We start from the raw sequence: 19,333 nt of genomic DNA on the forward strand, positions 1-19,333 counted from the left end.
CCTGGGGACCAATTCAAGGACCGCTGCGCGGTCATCACGAGCAAGCTCGCTCCCACAGATTTATCGCAGTTCCTGTGGGAGCGGGCTTGCCCGCGATGACGTCAGCATTGACGAAACAAAACTCAATGACTCAATTCCCGCACCTCGGCATGCGGCACCATTTTCAGAAACTCGGGCATGTCCATGCGCACCAGGTTGACGTGGTTTCCAGCCTCCAGATAGATGTCTTTTTGCCGGGTCAGCAGCGGATCGATGACCACCTCCAACCCATAGGACTCACCCAGCGCCGGTACTGCACCGCGTTCGCAATCATCGAACAGGTGCGCGAGGTTGCTTTCGCGGGAAACCTGCCACTCACCGCTGCTGCGGACTTTGCTCAGGTCAAGGTGGCGGCTGGCGGGCAGCACGGCCATCAGGTAATGCCCATGGTGATCGTCGAGGATCACCGATTTGGCCACCCGTTCGGCAGGAATGCCTGCGACCCGCGCCGTTTCAAGGCTGCTGGCCGAGTGTGGGTGGCTGACGATGTCATATTCGCATTGAGCCTTTTCCAGGCTTCGCTGCACGGTTCTTGCCATACGCATGATGCACCTCGGTGTCCGCCATGATCGCTTACGGACGATGATTAAAGCTTGGCTTGCGTAGTAAAAGTCTAGGCCCGTCAGCGCGTTCCGGTGGGAAATCCGCTCATCGGCTGTCGACGGTAATTGAGCAAAATTCATACCGGTCGAGGCTCAACTAAACTGTATTCAGAGCCACTCCACGCCTCTCCCGGAGGGTCAAGTGAACATGCGTTGCTGTGCAGTTGCGTTGCTATTGGCGTTGAGCGGATCGGCCTGCGCCACCGACACAGTTGTGTTGCTGGTGCCCAACCCCATCGGGATCTGGCTGATCACCTTCGGCCTAGCGTTCCTGATCGCCGAGGCGGCCCTGCCCAATTACGGCGTGATCGGCCTGGGCGGCATCGTGATGTTCGTGATCGGCGCGGTGATCCTGTCCAATACCGAAGTGCCCGTGCCGTTGATGATCGGCCTGGGTCTGGTCAGCGCGCTGTTGCTGATCTACCTGGTGATTCACGCCATGAAGACACGACCGCGCGACATCGTCAGCGGTGATGCCGGGCTGCTCGGCAGCGTGACGGCGGTGACGTCATTGCAGACCGGTAACGCCTATGGCGGCTGGATTCATCTGCAGGGAGAACGATGGCAAGTGCTTAGCGCGACGCCGCTGCAACCCGGGCAGCGGGTGCGGGTGGTGGGGCGCAAGGGTTTGTTGCTGCAAGTGGCCGCGGCTGACGCGGCGCCGGGCGGAGAATAGTCATGGGTTTGCAATTGGGTCTTGTCGCGCTGCTATTGTTGATCATCGCACTGGCAGGGGCGACGTTCCGCATCCTGCGCGAATACGAGCGCGGCGTGGTGTTCCAGCTCGGGCGCTTCTGGCAGGTCAAGGGCCCTGGCCTGATCCTGCTGATTCCGGTGGTCCAGCAAATGGTAAGGGTCGATTTGCGCACCGTGGTGCTGGACGTGCCACCGCAAGACGTGATCACCCGCGACAACGTGTCGGTCAAGGTCAACGCAGTGCTGTATTTCCGCGTGCTCGATCCGCAAAAGGCGATCATCCAGGTCGAAGACTTTCTGATGGCCACCAGCCAATTGGCGCAAACCACGCTGCGGGCGGTGCTGGGTAAACACGAACTGGACGAACTGCTGGCCGAACGCGAACGCTTGAATCTGGACATCCAGCAAGTGCTCGACGCCCAGACCGACGCCTGGGGCATCAAGGTCGCCAACGTCGAGATCAAGCACGTGGACCTCAACGAATCGATGATCCGCGCCATCGCCAAGCAGGCCGAAGCCGAACGGGAACGGCGAGCCAAGGTAATCCATGCCGAAGGCGAATTGCAGGCCTCGGAAAAACTCATGCAAGCCGCCGAAATGCTGGGCCGCCAACCGGGGGCCATGCAGCTGCGTTACATGCAGACCCTGAGTTCGATTGCCGGCGACAAGAGCTCGACCATCGTCTTTCCACTGCCGATCGAGTTGCTCAAGGGCATGGCGGACTTGTCGTCGAAACCTTGAACACCGACCGGTTCAAGGCCGGGGCAGCACCGCGGATTCACCGAGCCAGGTCAACAGTCGATCAAGACAGGCCTCCACAGACTGTATCCCGGTGTCGAGCACCAGCGCCGCATCGACCGGTGCCTGATACGGTGCGGACACCCCGGTAAACCCGGTCAATTCGCCGCGTCGGGCGCGGGCATAGTGACCTTTTGGATCACGTTGCTCGCACACCGCCAGGGTCGCACTGCACCAGACTTCGCGATAATCGTCACCGAGCCGCCGGGCGAACACATCGCGCAACTCCACCAGGGGCGCGATCATCGCCAGGATCACGATTTGTCCGTTCTCCACCAGCAACGATGCCAGTTCGCTGGCGCGACGGATGTTCTCCTGACGATCGCTGTCGCTGAAGCCCAGGTCTCGATTGAGCCCCACCCGCAGCCCGTCACCATCGAGCACCACGCTCTGCAGTCCGCGGGCAAACAACTCGGCGTGCAGCGCTTGCGCAAGGGTCGACTTGCCCGCCGCCGGCAGGCCGGTCAGCAGGATAGCCGCGCCGCGATGACCGTTGCGCCGCTCCCGCTGAGCTCGGCTGATGCTGGCGGTCGGGGCCTTCACATCAACGTGCTGGGGCATGGGTCACCGGCACCGTAATATCACCTGCCGCCCAGGCTGCTTCACGATTGGCCAGGGCCGTGGCGATGGACTGGACCTGTGTCGATTGCACCTGATCCGGCAACGGATCGAGGCCGGCGCTGGCGAAAATTTGCCCGTAGGCGTTGCGCAGGTCGGCGTAGGACAGGTCACGACGCAGATCGGCCTGCAAGGTATTGAGTTCGCCCTGGATCAGATCCAGTTCACCGATGCCATCCGCCTGGTGGCGGTTGCGCAACTGACCGACGATTTGCCCGTCGATGTCCGACAATTGCTGGTTGGTCTTGAACTGGCGCAAGGCCTCGCGGTAGTTGGCATTGGCCACATACAACTGCGCCAGCACCGCAATCGACATCGCCTGACGGCGCGCGGTGGCGACTTCCTCACCGGCCTTGGCCACGTCGATCGCCGCAGGCGCCGAGATCACATTGAACAGGTTCCAGGTGACCTTGACGCCGTAATCGGCCCAGCCCTGCTCCACCAGGAACGAGTTGCTGTCGTAATGTCCGCCAGCGGAGAACTCCAGGCCCGGCAGCAGGCGCAACATGGCTTTGCGGGTCTCGGCAGCGCTGATGCGGGTCTGATAATCCTGTTCGCGCAGTTCCGGTCGGCTGGTCAGGGCTTCCTGTTCAAGACTGGCCAGATCGACCTTGAGTTCGGGAATCTCATAACCGTTATCGGTCGCCAGGGTCAGCTCCGTGCCCATCGGCAGGTTGATCAGAGTCGCCAGTTCGGTCTTCGCCAGTGACAACGCACGGCGTTGCTCTTCCAGTTGGCGGGTCGCTTCGATCAGCGAGCGTTGATAACCGAGGGCTTGCACCGGATCGCCAATGCGTTGCTGGCTCATGCTCTGGCTGTCGTTGCGCGCGGTTTCCACCCGTGCCATCAGGCTGTCGATCTGCGTGAGCAGGCGTTCGGCGGCCATCGCCCGCCAATACGCCGAGCGTACGTCCTGGACGATGGTGTTGATCACCTTGCGTCGGCGCTCCTGAACGATCAGGCGCTGGTCGCCCTGCTGCTTTGCACTGATGTAACTGACACCGAAATCGAGCACGTTCCAGACCATCGTCAGGTCCGCTACATCACGGTCGCGGTCCTGGGAGGTCGAAGGCTCCAGGGACTGCGTGCCGGTCCGCACGCTCTGGCTACTGGAGGCGTTGACGTTGTTGCGGCCCACGTATCCGGCGTCCAGCGCCATGCGCGGCAGCATGTCGAAACTGGCGAGGTCGAGCTGACGCTTGGCCAGGGCCTCCTCCATGATTTTCAACCGGCCTTCGAGGTTGTACTTCACCGCACGGGCCATGGCCTGGTGCAGGGTCAATGGGCCGCCAAGAGGTTCCTGCCCCTTGTACATGCTTTGCAGGTCACTTTTGGCCCGCTGCTCACTGACACTGCGTTCGATCGGCTCACTGGTGACTGCGCATCCGCTGATCGCCAGTGCCAGCAGGCTGGCGCCGAATAACTTATGACTTCTATTCATCCTTGCATCGCCCCTGGGTGCCGCATCACAAGTGGAGGTTTTCATCAGGCCTGCATTTCGCTGATGCCGGCCAGTTTCAAAGCGGCGGCCAGGTTATCCACCTGCTGCTGCTCGTTGTCTTTGAGCTGTTGCAATTGCTGGCCCAGGGTCGGTGCGCCAAACACCCCGCGCAGGCCCTGGGAAACATCGCCGGACTTGATCGACTGACTGCCAAAGGCGTTCAACGAATCGCGTTCGCTACTGCTGTCCTGATTGAACAGGCTCGATAGCGTGCTGGTACTGAACACACCGCCATCCCCGCCGCCGAAACCGAGGAAACCATGCCCCGAGCCATCGCCTCCGCTGTCATTGCTGCTGAAAACCTGTGCGATGAAACTCGGGGCCAATGCACCGTGGTTCATGAAAATATCGCCCAACGGCCGGATACCGTTGCCGATCACCCGTTGTTCGAACAACGGCTGGAAGGTCAATGGTGAGCTGAGGTTGCCCGTCGGAGGCGTGAAAATGGTCGGTTGCAGCGGCACGTTGGGCACATCGGTCAGCGTCACCGGGGGGTTGCTGCGCAAATCCGGGTCTGCCGACACGAAAACGACCGAGGAAGTTGGCACCGTGTTGATGACAAAATTGTCGGAATAGCTCACGCCGCTGCCACTGTTGCCGGCCATGTCGCTGATACCGGCATAGTCGATGCTGATCACGTTGCTGGCGATATTGACGTTGGCGGTCGGTGTCAGGGTCGCGGTCCAGGTCTTGCCGCCATCGCTGCTGCTCAGGTCGGACAAGGTGCCGTTGGCAATACTGATGTCGGACAAATCAAAACCACTGACCGCTTCGTTGAAGGTGATGGTCACCTGCGAAGTCTGACCCACGCCCAGGTTCGGATTGGCGACCACGACGGTGGCGCTCGGCAGTTCGCTGTCGAGGGTGTAATTGTTCGACACCGCCACCGTGTTGCCAGTGTTGCCCACCAGATCTGTGACGTTGCGGGTGTCCAGGGCGATGAAGTTGCTTGGGTCGGTGACATTGGCCGTCGGCGTGAACGTCGCCGTCCAGGTCTTGCCGCCATCGCTGCTGCCGAGATTGCTCAGGTCGCCGTTGGTCACGCTCAGATCGGACAGGTCGAAGTGGCTGACGGCTTCGCTGAAGGTGAAGGTCACCGTAGTGGTCTGGCCGATACCGAGGTTCGGGTTGGCAACCACGATGTTCACCGTTGGCCGGGTCGCATCAAGCGCGTAATTGTTGGAGATGGCGATACTTGCGCCGAAGTTGCCGGCAACGTCCTGCACGCGACCGGTGTCGAGCACGATCAGGTTGGTTGTGTCGTTGATATTGGCGGTCGGCGTCAGGGTCGCGGTCCAGGTCACGCCGCCATCGCTGCTGCTCAGGTTCGACAACACACCATTGGCAACGCTGATGTCCGACACATCGAAACCGCTCACCGCTTCGCTGAAGGTGATGGTCACCGTGGTGGTTTCACCGATGCCAAGTTGCGTGTCTGCAACCACGATGGAGGCGGTCGGCAGCGCGGTGTCGATGGCAAAATTGTTCGAGTCGGTAGTGCCCGTCCCCGCGTTGCCCGATGCATTGACCACGCCGCTATTGTCGAGCGTGATCAGGTTGCCGGCGTCGGTAACGTTCGAGATTGGCGTAAAGGCCGCTGTCCAGGTAATGCCGCCATCGCTGCTGCTGACGTTGCTCAATGTACCGTTGGCGATGGTCAGGTCAGCGTTGCTGAAACCGGTCACCGCCTCGCTGAACGTGATGGTCACCAGGGTCGTTTCGCCAGCCTTGAGCGCCGTGTCGGCGATCACGATGCTGGCGGTCGGCACACTGGTTTGCACCAGGTAATTCGCCGAGTTGGTCACCCCGCTTCCGGCGTTGCCAGCTGCATCGGTGACACCGGTGTTGTCCAGGGTGATCAGGTTGGTGGTGTCGGTGATGCTGGCGGTCGGCGTGAAAGTCGCCGTCCAGGTGACGCCGCCGTCGCTGCTGCTCAACCCGTTCAGAGTGCCGTTTGCGACGCTCAGATCGGAACTGTCCAGACCACTGACCGCTTCGCTGAAGGTGATGGTCACCAGAGTCGTTTCGCCGGGACGCAGGTCGGTGTCGGCCATGACAATGGTCGCGGTCGGGCGTTGGCTGTCGATCGCGTAGTTGTTCGAATCCGTGGCCCCGATGCCGGCATTGCCTGCCGCATCCTGAACACCGCTGTTATCGAGTTGGATGAGGTTGCCGGTGTCGGTGATACCCGCCAGCGGTGTCAGAATGGCCGTCCAGGTGATGCCGCCGTCGCTGCTGCTCACCGCACTCAAGGTGCCATTATCGATGGTCAGGTCGGCGTTGGTGAAACCGGTCACCGCCTCGGAGAAGGTGATGGTCACCAGCGAGGTTTCGCCGACGCTCAGGGCCGTGTCGGCGACCACGATGGTGGCGGTCGGACGCTCGGTGTCGATGGCGTAGTTGTTGGAATCGGTGGTACCGCTGCCCGCATTGCCGGAGGCGTTCTGCACGCCGCTGTTGTCCAGAGTGATCAGGTTGGAGCTGTCAGCGATGTTGGCGGTCGGCGTGAAGGTTGCCGTCCAGGTGACGCCGCCATCGCTGCTGCTCACCGCGCTCAGGGTACCGTTGGCAATGCTCAGGTCGGCGTTGCTGAAACCGCTCACGGCCTCGCTGAAGGTGATGGTCACCAGCGAGGTTTCGCCGACGCTCAAGGCAGTGTCGGCGACCACGATGGTGGCGGTCGGCAACACGGTATCGATGGTGAAATTCGCGGAATTGGTAGTGCCGCTGCCGGTGTTGCCCGCCAGATCGCTGACTCCGGTGTTGTTCAGGGTGATCAGGTTGCTCGAGTCATTCACGCCGACGGTTGGGGTGAAGGTCGCGGTCCAAGTGATGCCACCGTCGCTGCTACTCACCGAGGTCAAGGTGCCGTTGGGAACGGACAGGTCAGCGTTGCTGAAACCGCTCACAGACTCGGAGAAGGTGATGGTTACCAGCGAGGTTTCACCGGCGCTCAGCGTCGGGTCGGATAGCACAATGGTTGCGGTCGGGCGCTGGCTGTCGATCGAAAAGTTGTTCGAATCGGTGGTGCCGCTACCGGCGTTGCCCGCCCCGTCGACCACACCGCTGTTGTCCAGGGTGATCAGGTTGGTGGCGTCGGTGATGCCAGCCGTCGGAGTAAATGTCGCGGTGTAAGTGATGTTATCGCTGGTGCTGAGATTGCTCAGAGTACCGTTGCTCACCGTCAGATCGGCCGTGGTAAAGCCGGTGACCGCCTCGGAGAACGTGATGGTCACCACCGATGTCTGACCCACCGCCAGCGCCGAGTCCGCGACCACAATGGTGGCTGTCGGGCGCACGGTGTCGATCGCGTAGTTGTTGGAATCGGTGGTGCCGCTACCGGCGTTGCCCGAGCCGTTTTGCACACCGCTGTTATCCAGGGTGATGACGTTACTGGTGTCGGAGATGGCATTGGTCGGCGTAAAGGTTGCGGTCCAGGTGATGCCACCATCACCGCTGGTCACGGAGCTCAAGGTGCCGTTGGCGATGGTCAGGTCGGCGTTGGTGAAACCGCTCACCGCCTCGGAGAAGGTGATGGTCACCAGCGAGGTTTCACCGACGCTCAAGGCAGTGTCGGCGACCACGATAGTGGCCGTCGGCAGCACCGTATCGATGGTGTAGTTACCGGAGTTGGTAGTGCCGCTGCCGGTGTTGCCCGCCAGATCGCTGACTCCGGTATTGTTCAGGGTGATCACGTTGCTCGAGTCATTCACGCCGACGGTTGGGGTGAAGGTCGCGGTCCAGGTGATGCCACCGTCGCTGCTATTCACCGAGGTCAAGGTGCCGTTGGCGATGCTCAGGTCAGCGTTGGTGAAACCCGTCACTGCCTCGGAGAAGGTAATGGTCACCAGCGAGGTTTCGCCGGCACTCAGGGTGGCGTCGGCCAGGACAATGGTCGCAGTGGGTCGGACCGTGTCGATAGCGTAGTTGTTGGAATCGGTGGTGCCGCTGCCGGCGTTCCCCCTCAGATCAGCCACGCCGGTGTTGTCCAGGGTGATCAGGTTTGTGGTGTCGTTGATGCTCGCCGAAGGCGTGAAGGTTGCCGTCCAGGTGATGCCACCGTCGCTGCTGCTCACCGCTGTGAGCGTACCGTTGGCGATGGTCAGGTCGGCATTGGTGAAACCACTCACCGCTTCGCTGAAGGTGATCGTGACCAGCGAGGTTTCGCCGATTCTCAGTGCCGTGTCCGCGACCACAATGGTTGCCGTCGGGCGCACGGTGTCGATGGCGTAGTTGTTGGAGTCGGTCGTGCCGATGCCCACGTTACCGCTGGCGACAGCCTGCACACCGGTGTTGTCCAGGGTGATCAGGTTGGTCGTGTCGGTGATGCTGGCAGTCGGGGTGAATGTCGCGGTCCAAGTGATGCCACCATCGCTGCTGCTCACCGCTGTGAGTGTACCGTTGGCGATGGTCAGGTCGGCGTTGGAGAACCCACTGACGGCTTCGCTGAAAGTAATGGTCACCAGCGACGTTTCACCGATTCTCAACGCATTGTCGGCGACCACGATGGTCGCTGTCGGCAGCACCGTATCGATGGTGTAGTTGCCGGAGTTGGTGGTGCCGCTGCCTGTGTTGCCCGCCAGATCACTCACTCCGGTGTTGTTCAGGGTGATCACGTTGCTCGAGTCATTCACGCCAACGGTAGGGGTGAAGGTCGCAGTCCAGGTGATGCCACCGTCGCTGCTGCTGACGGAGGTCAAGGTGCCGTTGGCAATCGTCAGGTCGGCGTTGGTGAAACCGCTCACCGCCTCGGAGAAGGTGATGGTCACCAGCGAGGTTTCGCCCGCGGTCAGCGTTGTATCGGCCAGCACAATCGTGGCAGTCGGACGAACAGTATCGATGGCGTAGTTGTTCGAATCGGTGGTGCCACTCCCGGCATTGCCCGCCAGATCGCTGACTCCGGTGTTGTTCAGGGTGATCAGGTTGGTCGTGTCGTTGATACTCGCGGAGGGCGTGAAGGTCGCGGTCCAGGTGATGCCGCCGTCGCTGCTGCTGATCGCGCTCAACGTGCCATTGGCGATGGTCAGGTCGGCGTTGGTGAGTCCGCCGACCGCTTCGCTGAAGGTGATGGTCACCAGCGAGGTTTCACCGATTCTCAGCGCCGTATCCGCGACCACGATGCTGGCCGTCGGGCGCACGGTGTCGATCGCGTAGTTGTTGGAGTCGGTGGTGCCGCTGCCGGCGTTGCCCGACAGATCGCTGACCCCGGTATTGTCCAGAGTGATCAGGTTGGTCGTGTCGGTGATGCTGGCGGACGGGGTGAAGGTCGCCGTCCAGGTGATACCGCCATCGCTGCTGCTCACCGCAGTGAGCGTACCGTTGGCGATGGTCAGATCGGCGTTGGTGAACCCGCTCACCGCTTCGCTGAAGGTGATCGTCACCAGCGAGGTTTCGCCGATTCTCAGCGCCGTGTCCGCCACCACGATGGTCGCGGTCGGACGGAGCGTATCAATCGCATAGTTGTTCGAATCGGTGGTGCCGCTCCCGGCGTTGCCCGCCAGATCGTTGACCCCGGTGTTGTTCAGGGTGATCAGGTTGGTCGTGTCATTGACGCTGGCGGTCGGGGTAAAGGTCGCCGTCCAGGTGATGCCGCCATCGCTGCTGCTCACCGCCGTGAGCGTACCGTTGGCAATCGTCAGGTCGGCGTTGGTGAACCCGCTCACCGCTTCGCTGAACGTAATGGTCACCAGCGAGGTTTCGCCAATGCTCAGGCTGGTATCGGTCACCACAATGGTCGCGGTCGGGCGCACGGTATCGATGGCGTAGTTGTTCGAATCGGTGGTGCCGCTCCCGGCATTGCCCGCCAGGTCGCTGACCCCGGTGTTGTCCAGGGTGATCAGGTTGGTCGCATCGGTGATGCTGGCGGTCGGCGTGAAGGTCCCCGTCCAGGTGATGCCGCCATCGCTGCTGCTCACCGCCGTGAGCGTACCGTTGGCAATCGTTAGGTCCGCGTTGGTGAGGCCAGTGACCGCTTCGTTGAAGGTGATGGTCACCAGCGACGTTTCGCCGACCTTGAGGGCCGTGTCGGTAAACACGATGCTAGCGGTCGGGCGTACGGTATCGACGGTGTAGTTATTGGAGTTGGTGGTGCCGACGCCGGCGGTGCCCAGACCGTTTATCACCCCGGTATTGTCCAGGGTAATGACGTTGGTCGTATCGGAAATACTGGCGGACGGCGTGAACGTAGCCGTCCAGGTGATGCCGCCATCGCTGCTGCTTACCGCACTCAAGGTGCCGTTGGCGATGGTCAGGTCCGCATTGGTGAAACCGGTCACGGCCTCGGAAAAAGTGATCGTCACCAAGGACGTTTCGCCGATGCTCAGTGTGGTGTCAGCAACCACGATGGTCGCGGTCGGTGGTGGCGCATACGCGGTGTTGAGTACCCCTCCGTCGTTGTAGATGGTCGCGAAGGAGGTCGGCGAGGTTCCGGTTGTACCTCCGCCCTGCGCGGTACCACCCGCACCACTGGCCGCGGCATTACCGGCCAGGGCCGCGAAGTTGGCGGCCGTCATCAGCAGCGTGCCTTTGTTCCAGATCGCACCGACGCCCCGGCCGCCAATGCCGCCATTACTGGCATTGCTGCCTTGGCCACCGCCACCGCCACCGCCGCCACCGGCGCCGATGTTGTTGCTGATGGTCGACGTGCCGATGACGGTGATGGTGCCGCTGCTGGCGTTGTAGATCCCGCCCACCGCGTTGCCGCCGGCGCCACCCACCTTGTCCCAACCGGCCCCGCCGCCGCCGCCACCAATGGATATCGTGCCATTGGTGGCCGTCGCACCGTTACCGCCGTTGCTGTAATAGGAAACGCCCACCCCGCCAGCACCGCCAGTGGAGGTACCGCCACGACCGCCCATGTGGGTGGCGTCATAACCGCCGCCGTAACCACCGACGCCACCGCTGCCCGCCTGGCCGCCCAACGTGCCGGTGCCTGGCCCTGCCGAACCGCCATGCCCACCGCCCTGGCCGCCCAGACCGCCGCCGCCACCGCCGCCGCCGCCGTAAAAAGCGCCCGTGACACCGCCGCCGCCACCGCCACCGGAAGCCCCGTTGGAGGTCACGGTAACGTTGTTCAGGGTCAGAATCCCGGCGTTGAAAATACCTCCGGCCATCGCGCCCGTGGCACCGTAGCCACCGTTGCCGCCATTGCCCGACACCAGGCCACGGGTGATCACCAGGCCATCGAGCGTGACGATACTGCCTGAGCTCACTTCAATCACTCGGGTCCTGTACTGACCATCGAGAATCACATCCGCCGCACCGTCGTTGTTCAAGTCGCCATCAACGGTGACGTTCTTGTTGATCAGCAATTCGGAGGTCAACTGCACCGTCATGCCACTGCTGAAGGTGACGATATCGCCGTTCTGCGCCGAGGCGAGGGCGGCACGCAACGAGCCGACGCCCGTATTGGCGTTGTTGGTGGCGGTCCAGGTGGCCAGGCCCCACTGATAGTCGCTCATGGCTGTGGTCGAGAGCACGTTGGCGCTTTCGATGTTGCCGGTGGCGATTTCCAGATCCCAGTCGCCGCCCACGCCGGTACGGTTGCTCGAAGCCGCTACATCGCGGCCGGTCATTTGCGCCAGCGAGTCGACAAAGCTCAGGCCACGCTCGCCTTCGGCGGTGTAGCAGCCGTAGATCAGGATGTCGCCGCCAGCGTTGATGTCCTTGCCGATTTCCGCCAGCACCGCGCTGCGAGCGGCGACGTTGTCAGCCGACAGATAGCTGTCGCCCAGCCACAGGTCGCCAGCGTTGCCGTGGGCGATGATCTGCACCGAGCTGATGCCCTGATGCTGATCGAGGTAGTCGGCAATTTGTTGCAGTCCATCCTTGCCCGTGTCCAGCTTCACGATCTGGGTCCCGGGGGCTACGCCCCGGAGCAGGCTGTCGGCATCTTTCACCCGAGAGTCGACGAACACCACGCTCTGCCCTGGCACCGCAACCGGGCTGACAGCCGGCGCGGCATCGGTCTGGCCGTGGGTGTCCTTGCTGATCGTCGGGTGATCGGCAGTCGGTGTCTTGGCGGCATCGGCTGTGGAATGGCTATCGGCCACCGTGGCGGCGACGGCGCCGTCGAACAGCATGCGTGGTTCAAGGGACATGATCATGGGCGCCGCTGGCGTCCGTTGACCTTCGGTTGCCCGTGACGTTGCCTTTACCCCGCCAAAAATGGTCCACCACATGCTGCTCACCCGGATTCGAACGAATATACGTAAGGCATCAATGAAAAACGCCGCGATCAAATGTTCGCGGCGTCGGACTTCATACGAATGACATTGGCGGCGCTGGCAGAGCCATCGAGCCAAAAGGACAAGTCTGAGTATTGCTTGAACAGATCCGGCGGCAGGATGGTGCGTCGTGCCTGCACGGCGACCTTGGGTCTGACCTTGTGCAGGCCGGCCACCCCGAGGGCTTGATCGAATTCCGGGGCGTCGTACGCCAGGTGTTCGAAGTCGTGCTCGAACCAGGGTTCGTCGATAAAGTCGTAGACCAGCCGCAGCACCCGCTCCGGAGCCTGGGTCAGCAAGTCATAGTCGATGATCAGCAAGGAGTCGGCATGCTCGCCGTAATAGGCTTCCTTAAGCGCCGCCCAGGCAAAACCCACCAGGCGATTGCGCTGGGCCAGGGTTTCGCAACGGCTGTAGACGGTGTTGCGCTCGACGGCATCGCCGAAGAGTTTGGTGTTTTCATAGGGATTGGCGCGGTACAGACGCTCGATGCTGTCCATGACCCAGGCGACGTTGCGCACGCAGGCAATGACCTTGGCCTTGGGAAACAGATCGCTGATGGCCGGCAGGCGCGAACTCCACAACCGATTGGTGTCGAACACCACCGATTTGTCGGCCTTGTCGGCGTAAAAGGAATCAAACAGGCCGCGCAACAGGCGACGGCGCATATCGGTGTCGATAACGGCACCAAACTCGCTGCCGGCGCTGCACTGCTCCAGTACACCGGAAAACAGGGAACCGACGGGGCTGGTCATTCCGGCATGGAAACGCGGATTCTGCAACAGGATTGCAGAAAGCAGGGTCGACCCCGAGCGCGGCAAACCGGAAATGAAATGAAAATGGTGCAAGTCCATTCACCGTATTTGATAGTCCTTTTGTAGGACAAAGCGTAGTCGATCGATAAAACTTCGACTAGTGGTCTTTTGATATCAATTTGAAGCTAAATCGACTTGATACCGAGCTTTTCGTAAACAGTGAAGGACATTAGCGACGACAGCGTGGGAAGCGCGTCCATCGGACAAACACAACCTCGCCACGACACCCACAATCTACGTCTACGCTGTGGCGTGGCGTGACCGAGCCACGTAAAGAAAAGGAGTCGACACCCCCAGGTGTCTGGCAGCCGCGTGGCGCGCCAACCACCAACCTGAAGGATAAGGATTAATGGAAGTATTTATCGGCACTATCCAGCCTTTCGCCTTTGATTTTGCCCCCCAGAACTGGGCCCTTTGCAATGGCCAGACGTTAAGCATTTCGCAATGGAGTGCATTGTTCTCGCTGATTGGCGTGAACTACGGCGGCAACGGCCAGACCACCTTCATGCTACCCAACCTGCAAGGTCGATTACCGATGGCCCAGGGCACCGGCACCAATCTCAGCACGCGCACCATTGGCGAGATTTCCGGTACCGAAAACGTCACCGCGACCATCGGCAACATGCCCAACCACACCCACCAGATGTCCGGACTGACCGCCACCACCACCCTGCAACTGGCCAACCCGCCGAGCAATCCCGTAAACGTGCCAACGGCAACCAACGCCTTCATCGGCGCTTCGAGCGGCGGACCGGGGACGGCGAACATCTACTCCGATCAACAAGGGGCAACGGCGGTGGCGCTCCAGGGCGTGAGCACCACCGTCACCGGAGAGATTGCCTCCACTGGCGGGACCCAGCCCATGAGCGTGATGAACCCGTTCCTGGTCATCAACTTCAGCATCGCCCTGCAAGGGTATTTTCCATCGCGTGGCTGAAGGTTCGCCGGGGGCCGCGCGCCCCCGGCACTGTTCACTTTTCGGAGGCTGATCATGTTGCAAGCGGTTCAAAGTCATCATTTCCAGACCCTGCTGGGCCAGACCGTTGTCCTTCGCCTGCCCGACGGCAGCGAATTGCCGGTGCAGTTCGAACACCTCGAAGAGTCACCCCGCGCCCGCATGCGCAACAGTGAGCGCATGCCATTCAGTGTAGAGTTCAACAGCCTGGTCCCGACCGATTTTGTGGACGGTTTATGCACGCTGCAATTGCCGGAACTGGGCAAAGTGGAAAACATTTTCGTTTCCCGGGTGCCGTCGATGGGACGTGATCCGCAGCGAGGCTACTTCTACATCGCCTTCAACTGACCCTTTTCTGGCTCGCAGTGCCCTCAGCCTTGCGGATACCACACCAGCCTTTGTGCCGCGACGTTGTACTCCTGCACTGCAAAACCCAGCGCCAGGTAATGCTCAAGCGCATGGGGATTGCTGGCCCAGACCACCGTCGCCACCGGGCAACGAATCTGTTGGGCGGCCTTCTGCACCCCCTGCAATACCGCCCGCCCATACCCCTGCCCCCGCGCCGCCGGGATAAAGGCCAGATACAGCACGCGAATCTCATTCGGCCCGAAATCAGTGCTCAACGCGCCGATCGCAGTGCCGAGTTTCTCAACCACGTAATGCATGGCATTGGGGAAGTTCTCACCCAGTCCTTGCTCCTGTACCTGGAACTGCTGGGCCACAATCTGCTCGACCACCTCTACACTGTCGTCGATCCATTGCAGGTCCGGTCGGGCCGATTGATACAGGCGCTGCAAAAAAGGCCCATCGCTGGCTCGCGAAGGCCGCACCACCAAACCTTCGGCTGCCACTGCACTGCTGTTCGCCATCGTCGCACTCCTTAAAAACCGCTTTCCCTGACCCCCAGCGCCGCCATGCGTCGCCAGGCGACCCCCAATAACGACTCGCCGCTGCCCTGCAACACCACCACGCCGCGCAACGGCTGCACCGGCGTCGGCGCCGGTTCGAGGGTACTCAATCGCGCGCCATACTGCGCTTGTACCGGCTCGGCTCGTTGATACTGATCGCGACGCACGGCAATCGGTCCGTGGTGATCGGAGGTCAGTGCCTCCTGATCGACAAACGCCACGCCGTTGGTGTCGATTTCGCTCAGTTGCACCGCAATCGCCGGATGCATCGGATCATCGGCGATAAACCGTCCAGTGGCGCCCGGTGCCACGCGCCAGAGTTCTGCCTCGGCCAGATAGCCACGCAAGCGCACGCCGTCCTCGACCACCCGCGCCAGCGGTTCCCGGGTCGACAGCCAGCGCCCCACCGCCCATTGCGGCAGCAGATCTCGAACGGTGCCGGCATGGGGGGCGCGCAATAGCAATCGCTCGCGCTGAGCCGCCAGCCCCCGGTACTCGGCGACCGCTTCGGCCAGGCGCTGCTCGACGATTGAGGCATCGGAGGCCGTTTCGCTGCGGCTGGCCTGACGGCGCATTTGCAATTGCTGAATCTCGATTTCCCGGCGCGCAATGGTCTGGCGCGAATCGAGATCCGGGGACTCCAGTTCGATCAGGACATCACCCTGCGCCACCGACTGCCCGTCATGCACCTTGACGGCTTTGATCCGTGCCGCCACCGGCGCATGCAAGGTGTTGACCCGGCCCGCTTCCAGCATGGCCGGCACCTCGACGGCACTGCGCCACGGCAGGATGAGCACCAGCAACAGCCCGAGCAATGCCAGGCTGCTGAGCAGCACCCGCGGTCCATGCGCCTGCTCGCGGCGGCCCCACCACTGGCGCCATTCACTCATGATGGGCAGAAAGATGAACCAGACCAGCTCCACCAGCATCAGGAAAATCCCCAACACCTTGAAGAACAGGTGATAGACCGCCAGAGCGATCCCGAAAAACAATGCCGCGCGCCATAACCACGAGCCATACCCCCAGATCAGCAAACGCCGTTGCATTGTCGGCGACCAAGGCTCCGGCGCCGCTGCGCCGTATCCGAACAAAAACTCGCGCAGGCGCCAGCGGCACAGGGCAAACGCCCGACCTTGCAGGTTATCGACCTGCCAGAAATCGCTGAGCAAAAAATAACCGTCAAAACGCATGAATGGGTTGAGATTGACCACCAGTGTGGTGATCCACGTAGCACTGGCGAGCATGAACGCTGCGGTGCGGGCGGGACCGTCGGGCAACAACGACCAGGCCAGCAAGGCAATGCACGCCAACAGCAACTCCGCCAGCACGCCGCCAGCGCCAATCAGCAACCGGGCCTTGCGATCATTGACCCGCCAGGCATCGCTGACATCGGTATAAAACATCGGCAGCAGCACCATGAACGCCACGCCCATGCTCTGTACCCGGCACCCGGCGCGCTTGGCCATGAACGCGTGACCGAATTCGTGGCAGAGCTTGGCGAAGAACAGGGCCACGCCAAACGCCACTGCACCGCCAAGGCTGAACAGATGCGGAAACGTCGCGATAAATCGCTGCCAGTCACGCGACACCAGAAACACCCCCGCCCCCAGCACGGCGGGTAATCCGTAGCGCAGCGCTCGCGGACCGAAGCGCTCCAGCCAAGGCCAGACACGGTTGAGAAAACGCTCGGGGCGCCACAACGGAATTCGAAAAAACAGGTACTGATGCAGCAACACTTGCCACAGGCTCCGGCGCTGGGCATCCGCTTTAACGCTGTAGCTGGCACGCTGCTGGGGGTCGAGGGCGGTAATCAGGTCGTGGCTGCGCAAAAAAACCAGCAATTGCTCCAGATCCGTACCGTCCAGCGCCAGTCCCGGCTCACGATTGGCCGCTTGCAGGACCTGCTCGGGTTCACCCAGCGACCAGTGACGTAACAAACGCATCGCCGTCGTACCGAGCTTGAAGTAATGCCCTCGCACCGGGTCGGCCAGCGTCCAGCTGGGCGCACCGTCCAGCGCCGGCGCTGCCGGGGACAGTTGCAGGTCGGCACGCAGGCCGGGCAGGCTCATTTACAAGCCCACGCTCTGACGCAAACCGGCCAACGGTCGACGCAGCAGGTACAACCCCAGCGGCGCCCGGTCACCGAAGATTTTCGCCGTGCCGCGCAATCCGATGCGCGGAGGTGGCGCGTCGAAATTCGCATCCAGCCGATAAGCCAATTGCCCGCCCGCTGTAGGTTGCGCTTCATAAGCCGAACGTTCGAGTCTGGCCAGATGCCGTTGCAGCGGGTCACTGTCGAGAAACAAGGCAACTTCAGCGCCGGGCTCCAGGGATATCGCGTCCCCCACAGCCAGCTCGATACGCAATTGCGCCTGGGTCGGATCGGCGATCTCCATCAGCCGCTCGCCGGTCTGCACCGGCTTGCCGGTCCAGCGTTCGGCATCGGCAAATACCGCGATGCCATCGCGCTCGGCGCGCACTTCGCTACGCTTGAGCAGTTCACGGGCGTAGTCGCGCTCGGCGCGTTTCTGTTCAACCCGGGCGGCCAGCAAATCCAGTTTCGAGCTGGACTCGGCATCGGCGAACGAACGCTGGGAGTTGGCCTTGAGTTCCGCCTCGGCGACCCCGAGGGCGCGTTCGGCGACATCGGCCTGAGCCTTGAGCGTGGTGCTTTCGAAGCGCAGCAGCAATTCGCCGGTCTTCACCGTCTGATTGGGTTTGACCAGGAACTCGGCAATGACACCGTCCAGCGGTGCCGCCACTACCCGCCCGCCCAACGGCACCACTTCGGCCGGTGCCAATACGGATTGGCGCACCGGGATCAACAGCCCGAGCAATAGCACTGCAACCAGCAAGCCCCGGCGTTTGCGGGTCCAACGCAGACGCCAGGGCTTGCGCGGTTGCAACGCCTGCCAGGCGTGGCTGTAGGTATCACCCAGTTGCGCCAGCAGCACCTGTTCGGCAGGGTTCCACGCAACGTCCCGGGCCAGCCACAACCCACCGAACACCTCGCCCTGACGATCGACCAGCGGCAGCCAGAACACCTGCGCCGCCGACAGGCTTTGCCATTCAGCCCGCAGCGACTCGCCGAGGACATCGGCGGCAACGACCCGCGCCTGCTGCAATTGTTCGCGTTTGAACAACTGAGCCACCGCCTGCTCGACGAACGCTACAAAGGGTGAGTTCGGCTCCACCGTACTGACACCGGTCACGGCCTGCACCTTCCCGGCGATCAACAGTGCCGCATGGCGAAAGCCAAACAATGCCTGTCCATCATTGACCAGGCTGTAAGCCAATTGGGCGGACGTTTGGGCTGCGCGGGTCTGGCGCTCAAGATCAAGAAAACGTGCGAATACCTGTTCGGCACCGCCGCTCACAGGCGCGTTCACTTGAACTCCGCGAAATGCGCAGTGCCGCTCATGCCCGCCAGCAACCCGCTGGCGTCGGGCACGCTGGCCACCAGCAGCAGGGTCTGGCTGCCTTCATCGATTCGTGCGCCCAGGCGTTTGACTGTCGCATCCAGCGGCTTGCCGGTTTCATCGGGGACAAAACTGAAGGTCTGGCCGGGCTTGAGTCGGGCCATCCAGCGCGAGGGCACCAGCAAATGGATTTCCAGGGTGCGATTATCGACCACGTCCAGCAAGGGTGCGCCGGCAGGTACGCTTTCATAGCGCTGTACCTTGCGCTCGACGACCTGGCCATCGAACGGCGCCTGCACGCTGCAACGCTTGACCTGCACTTGATACACCTGGGACTGCGCCTGGGTTTCGCTGACCTTGGCCTCGGCACGTGCCACTTCGAAACGCCCGACCGAATTCAGCGCGGCCAGTCGCCGGTTGTGCGCCAGTTCTTCACCCGCGCCACGGCTGGCCGCTTGAGCGGCATTGAGCTGCGCCTGATAGGCCGAGCAATCGAACCGCGCCAGGGTATCGCCCTTCTTGAACGATTCTCCCTCACTGAACGGCAGTTCGACTATCCGCCCGGGCACCTCACTGGCCAGTACTGCCTGATCCCGGGCCCGCAGTACACCGCGGGCCTCGGCGCTGGTCGCAGTACTGGCGCCCGCATCCATTTGCGCAAGCGGGTCGTCTGCCCCAGGCGTTTGCGCCTGGACAGCGCTCGCGACGAGGACCGATCCCAACCCCAACACACAGAAAATCCGCATGACCGCACTCC

The 19,333-nt window shown here is 62.0% G+C and carries 13 protein-coding genes; 4 read left to right on the plus strand and 9 right to left on the minus strand.

What is annotated here, in order from left to right; translation table 11 throughout:
* Positions 1 to 122: 122 nt before the first annotated feature.
* The gene (locus AC1RDQ_RS12840; RefSeq protein WP_007975646.1) at positions 123 to 584 is read right to left on the minus strand and encodes an aminoacyl-tRNA deacylase; all 462 of its coding nucleotides are present in this window, start codon (positions 582 to 584) and stop codon (positions 123 to 125) included.
* Positions 585 to 783: 199 nt separating this feature from the next.
* Here AC1RDQ_RS12840 and AC1RDQ_RS12845 point away from each other — a divergent pair, with 199 nt between their 5' ends.
* Together AC1RDQ_RS12845 and AC1RDQ_RS12850 are read left to right on the plus strand one after the other, a co-directional pair.
* Entirely contained in the window at positions 784 to 1,317 is a 534-nt protein-coding gene (locus AC1RDQ_RS12845; protein WP_057712531.1) for an NfeD family protein, read from the plus strand.
* A gap of 2 nt (positions 1,318 to 1,319) precedes the next feature.
* Complete coding sequence (locus AC1RDQ_RS12850; protein ID WP_057399130.1) at positions 1,320 to 2,078, plus strand: slipin family protein; 759 nt, start codon at positions 1,320 to 1,322, stop codon at positions 2,076 to 2,078.
* Between the two features lie 12 nt (positions 2,079 to 2,090).
* Here the strand turns inward: AC1RDQ_RS12850 and cysC are convergent, their stop codons facing one another.
* The 4 genes from cysC to AC1RDQ_RS12870 form a co-directional block, all read right to left on the minus strand.
* The gene (gene cysC / locus AC1RDQ_RS12855; RefSeq protein ID WP_057712532.1) at positions 2,091 to 2,696 is read right to left on the minus strand and encodes an adenylyl-sulfate kinase; all 606 of its coding nucleotides are present in this window, start codon (positions 2,694 to 2,696) and stop codon (positions 2,091 to 2,093) included.
* Positions 2,680 to 4,194, minus strand: coding sequence for a TolC family protein (locus AC1RDQ_RS12860; RefSeq protein ID WP_057712533.1), 1,515 nt, complete (start codon positions 4,192 to 4,194; stop codon positions 2,680 to 2,682). The genes cysC and AC1RDQ_RS12860 overlap by 17 nt, the downstream gene beginning before the upstream one ends.
* A 44-nt stretch (positions 4,195 to 4,238) precedes the next feature.
* Positions 4,239 to 12,359, minus strand: coding sequence for an Ig-like domain-containing protein (locus AC1RDQ_RS12865; RefSeq protein WP_492587504.1), 8,121 nt, complete (start codon positions 12,357 to 12,359; stop codon positions 4,239 to 4,241).
* Positions 12,360 to 12,490: 131 nt separating this feature from the next.
* Positions 12,491 to 13,327, minus strand: a complete 837-nt coding sequence (locus AC1RDQ_RS12870) for a sulfotransferase family protein (protein ID WP_371318458.1) — start codon at positions 13,325 to 13,327, stop codon at positions 12,491 to 12,493.
* Between the two features lie 316 nt (positions 13,328 to 13,643).
* On the opposite strand from AC1RDQ_RS12870, the gene AC1RDQ_RS12875 reads away from it, so the two are divergent.
* Positions 13,644 to 14,231: a phage tail protein gene (locus tag AC1RDQ_RS12875; RefSeq protein WP_218495486.1), complete on the plus strand. Its 588-nt coding sequence runs from the start codon at positions 13,644 to 13,646 to the stop codon at positions 14,229 to 14,231.
* Positions 14,232 to 14,285: 54 nt separating this feature from the next.
* Positions 14,286 to 14,597 (plus strand): DUF6916 family protein, encoded by a 312-nt coding sequence (locus AC1RDQ_RS12880; RefSeq protein ID WP_429522231.1) that lies wholly within the window; start codon positions 14,286 to 14,288, stop codon positions 14,595 to 14,597.
* A 23-nt stretch (positions 14,598 to 14,620) separates the two neighbouring features.
* On the opposite strand, the gene AC1RDQ_RS12885 is transcribed toward AC1RDQ_RS12880, so the two are convergent.
* The 4 genes from AC1RDQ_RS12885 to AC1RDQ_RS12900 are packed head-to-tail and all read right to left on the minus strand — an operon-like array spanning position 14,621 to position 19,322.
* Positions 14,621 to 15,118 (minus strand): GNAT family N-acetyltransferase, encoded by a 498-nt coding sequence (locus AC1RDQ_RS12885; protein WP_057712538.1) that lies wholly within the window; start codon positions 15,116 to 15,118, stop codon positions 14,621 to 14,623.
* A gap of 11 nt (positions 15,119 to 15,129) precedes the next feature.
* Positions 15,130 to 17,226 (minus strand): efflux RND transporter periplasmic adaptor subunit, encoded by a 2,097-nt coding sequence (locus AC1RDQ_RS12890; RefSeq protein ID WP_492587484.1) that lies wholly within the window; start codon positions 17,224 to 17,226, stop codon positions 15,130 to 15,132.
* Positions 17,227 to 18,546, minus strand: a complete 1,320-nt coding sequence (locus AC1RDQ_RS12895; protein WP_492587485.1) for an efflux RND transporter periplasmic adaptor subunit — start codon at positions 18,544 to 18,546, stop codon at positions 17,227 to 17,229.
* Positions 18,543 to 19,322 (minus strand): efflux RND transporter periplasmic adaptor subunit, encoded by a 780-nt coding sequence (locus AC1RDQ_RS12900; protein WP_057712541.1) that lies wholly within the window; start codon positions 19,320 to 19,322, stop codon positions 18,543 to 18,545. Before AC1RDQ_RS12900 ends, AC1RDQ_RS12895 begins: the two co-directional genes overlap by 4 nt.
* Positions 19,323 to 19,333 lie beyond the last annotated feature (11 nt).

Source organism: Pseudomonas sp. GW823-FHT02E01 (genome assembly GCF_058797535.1).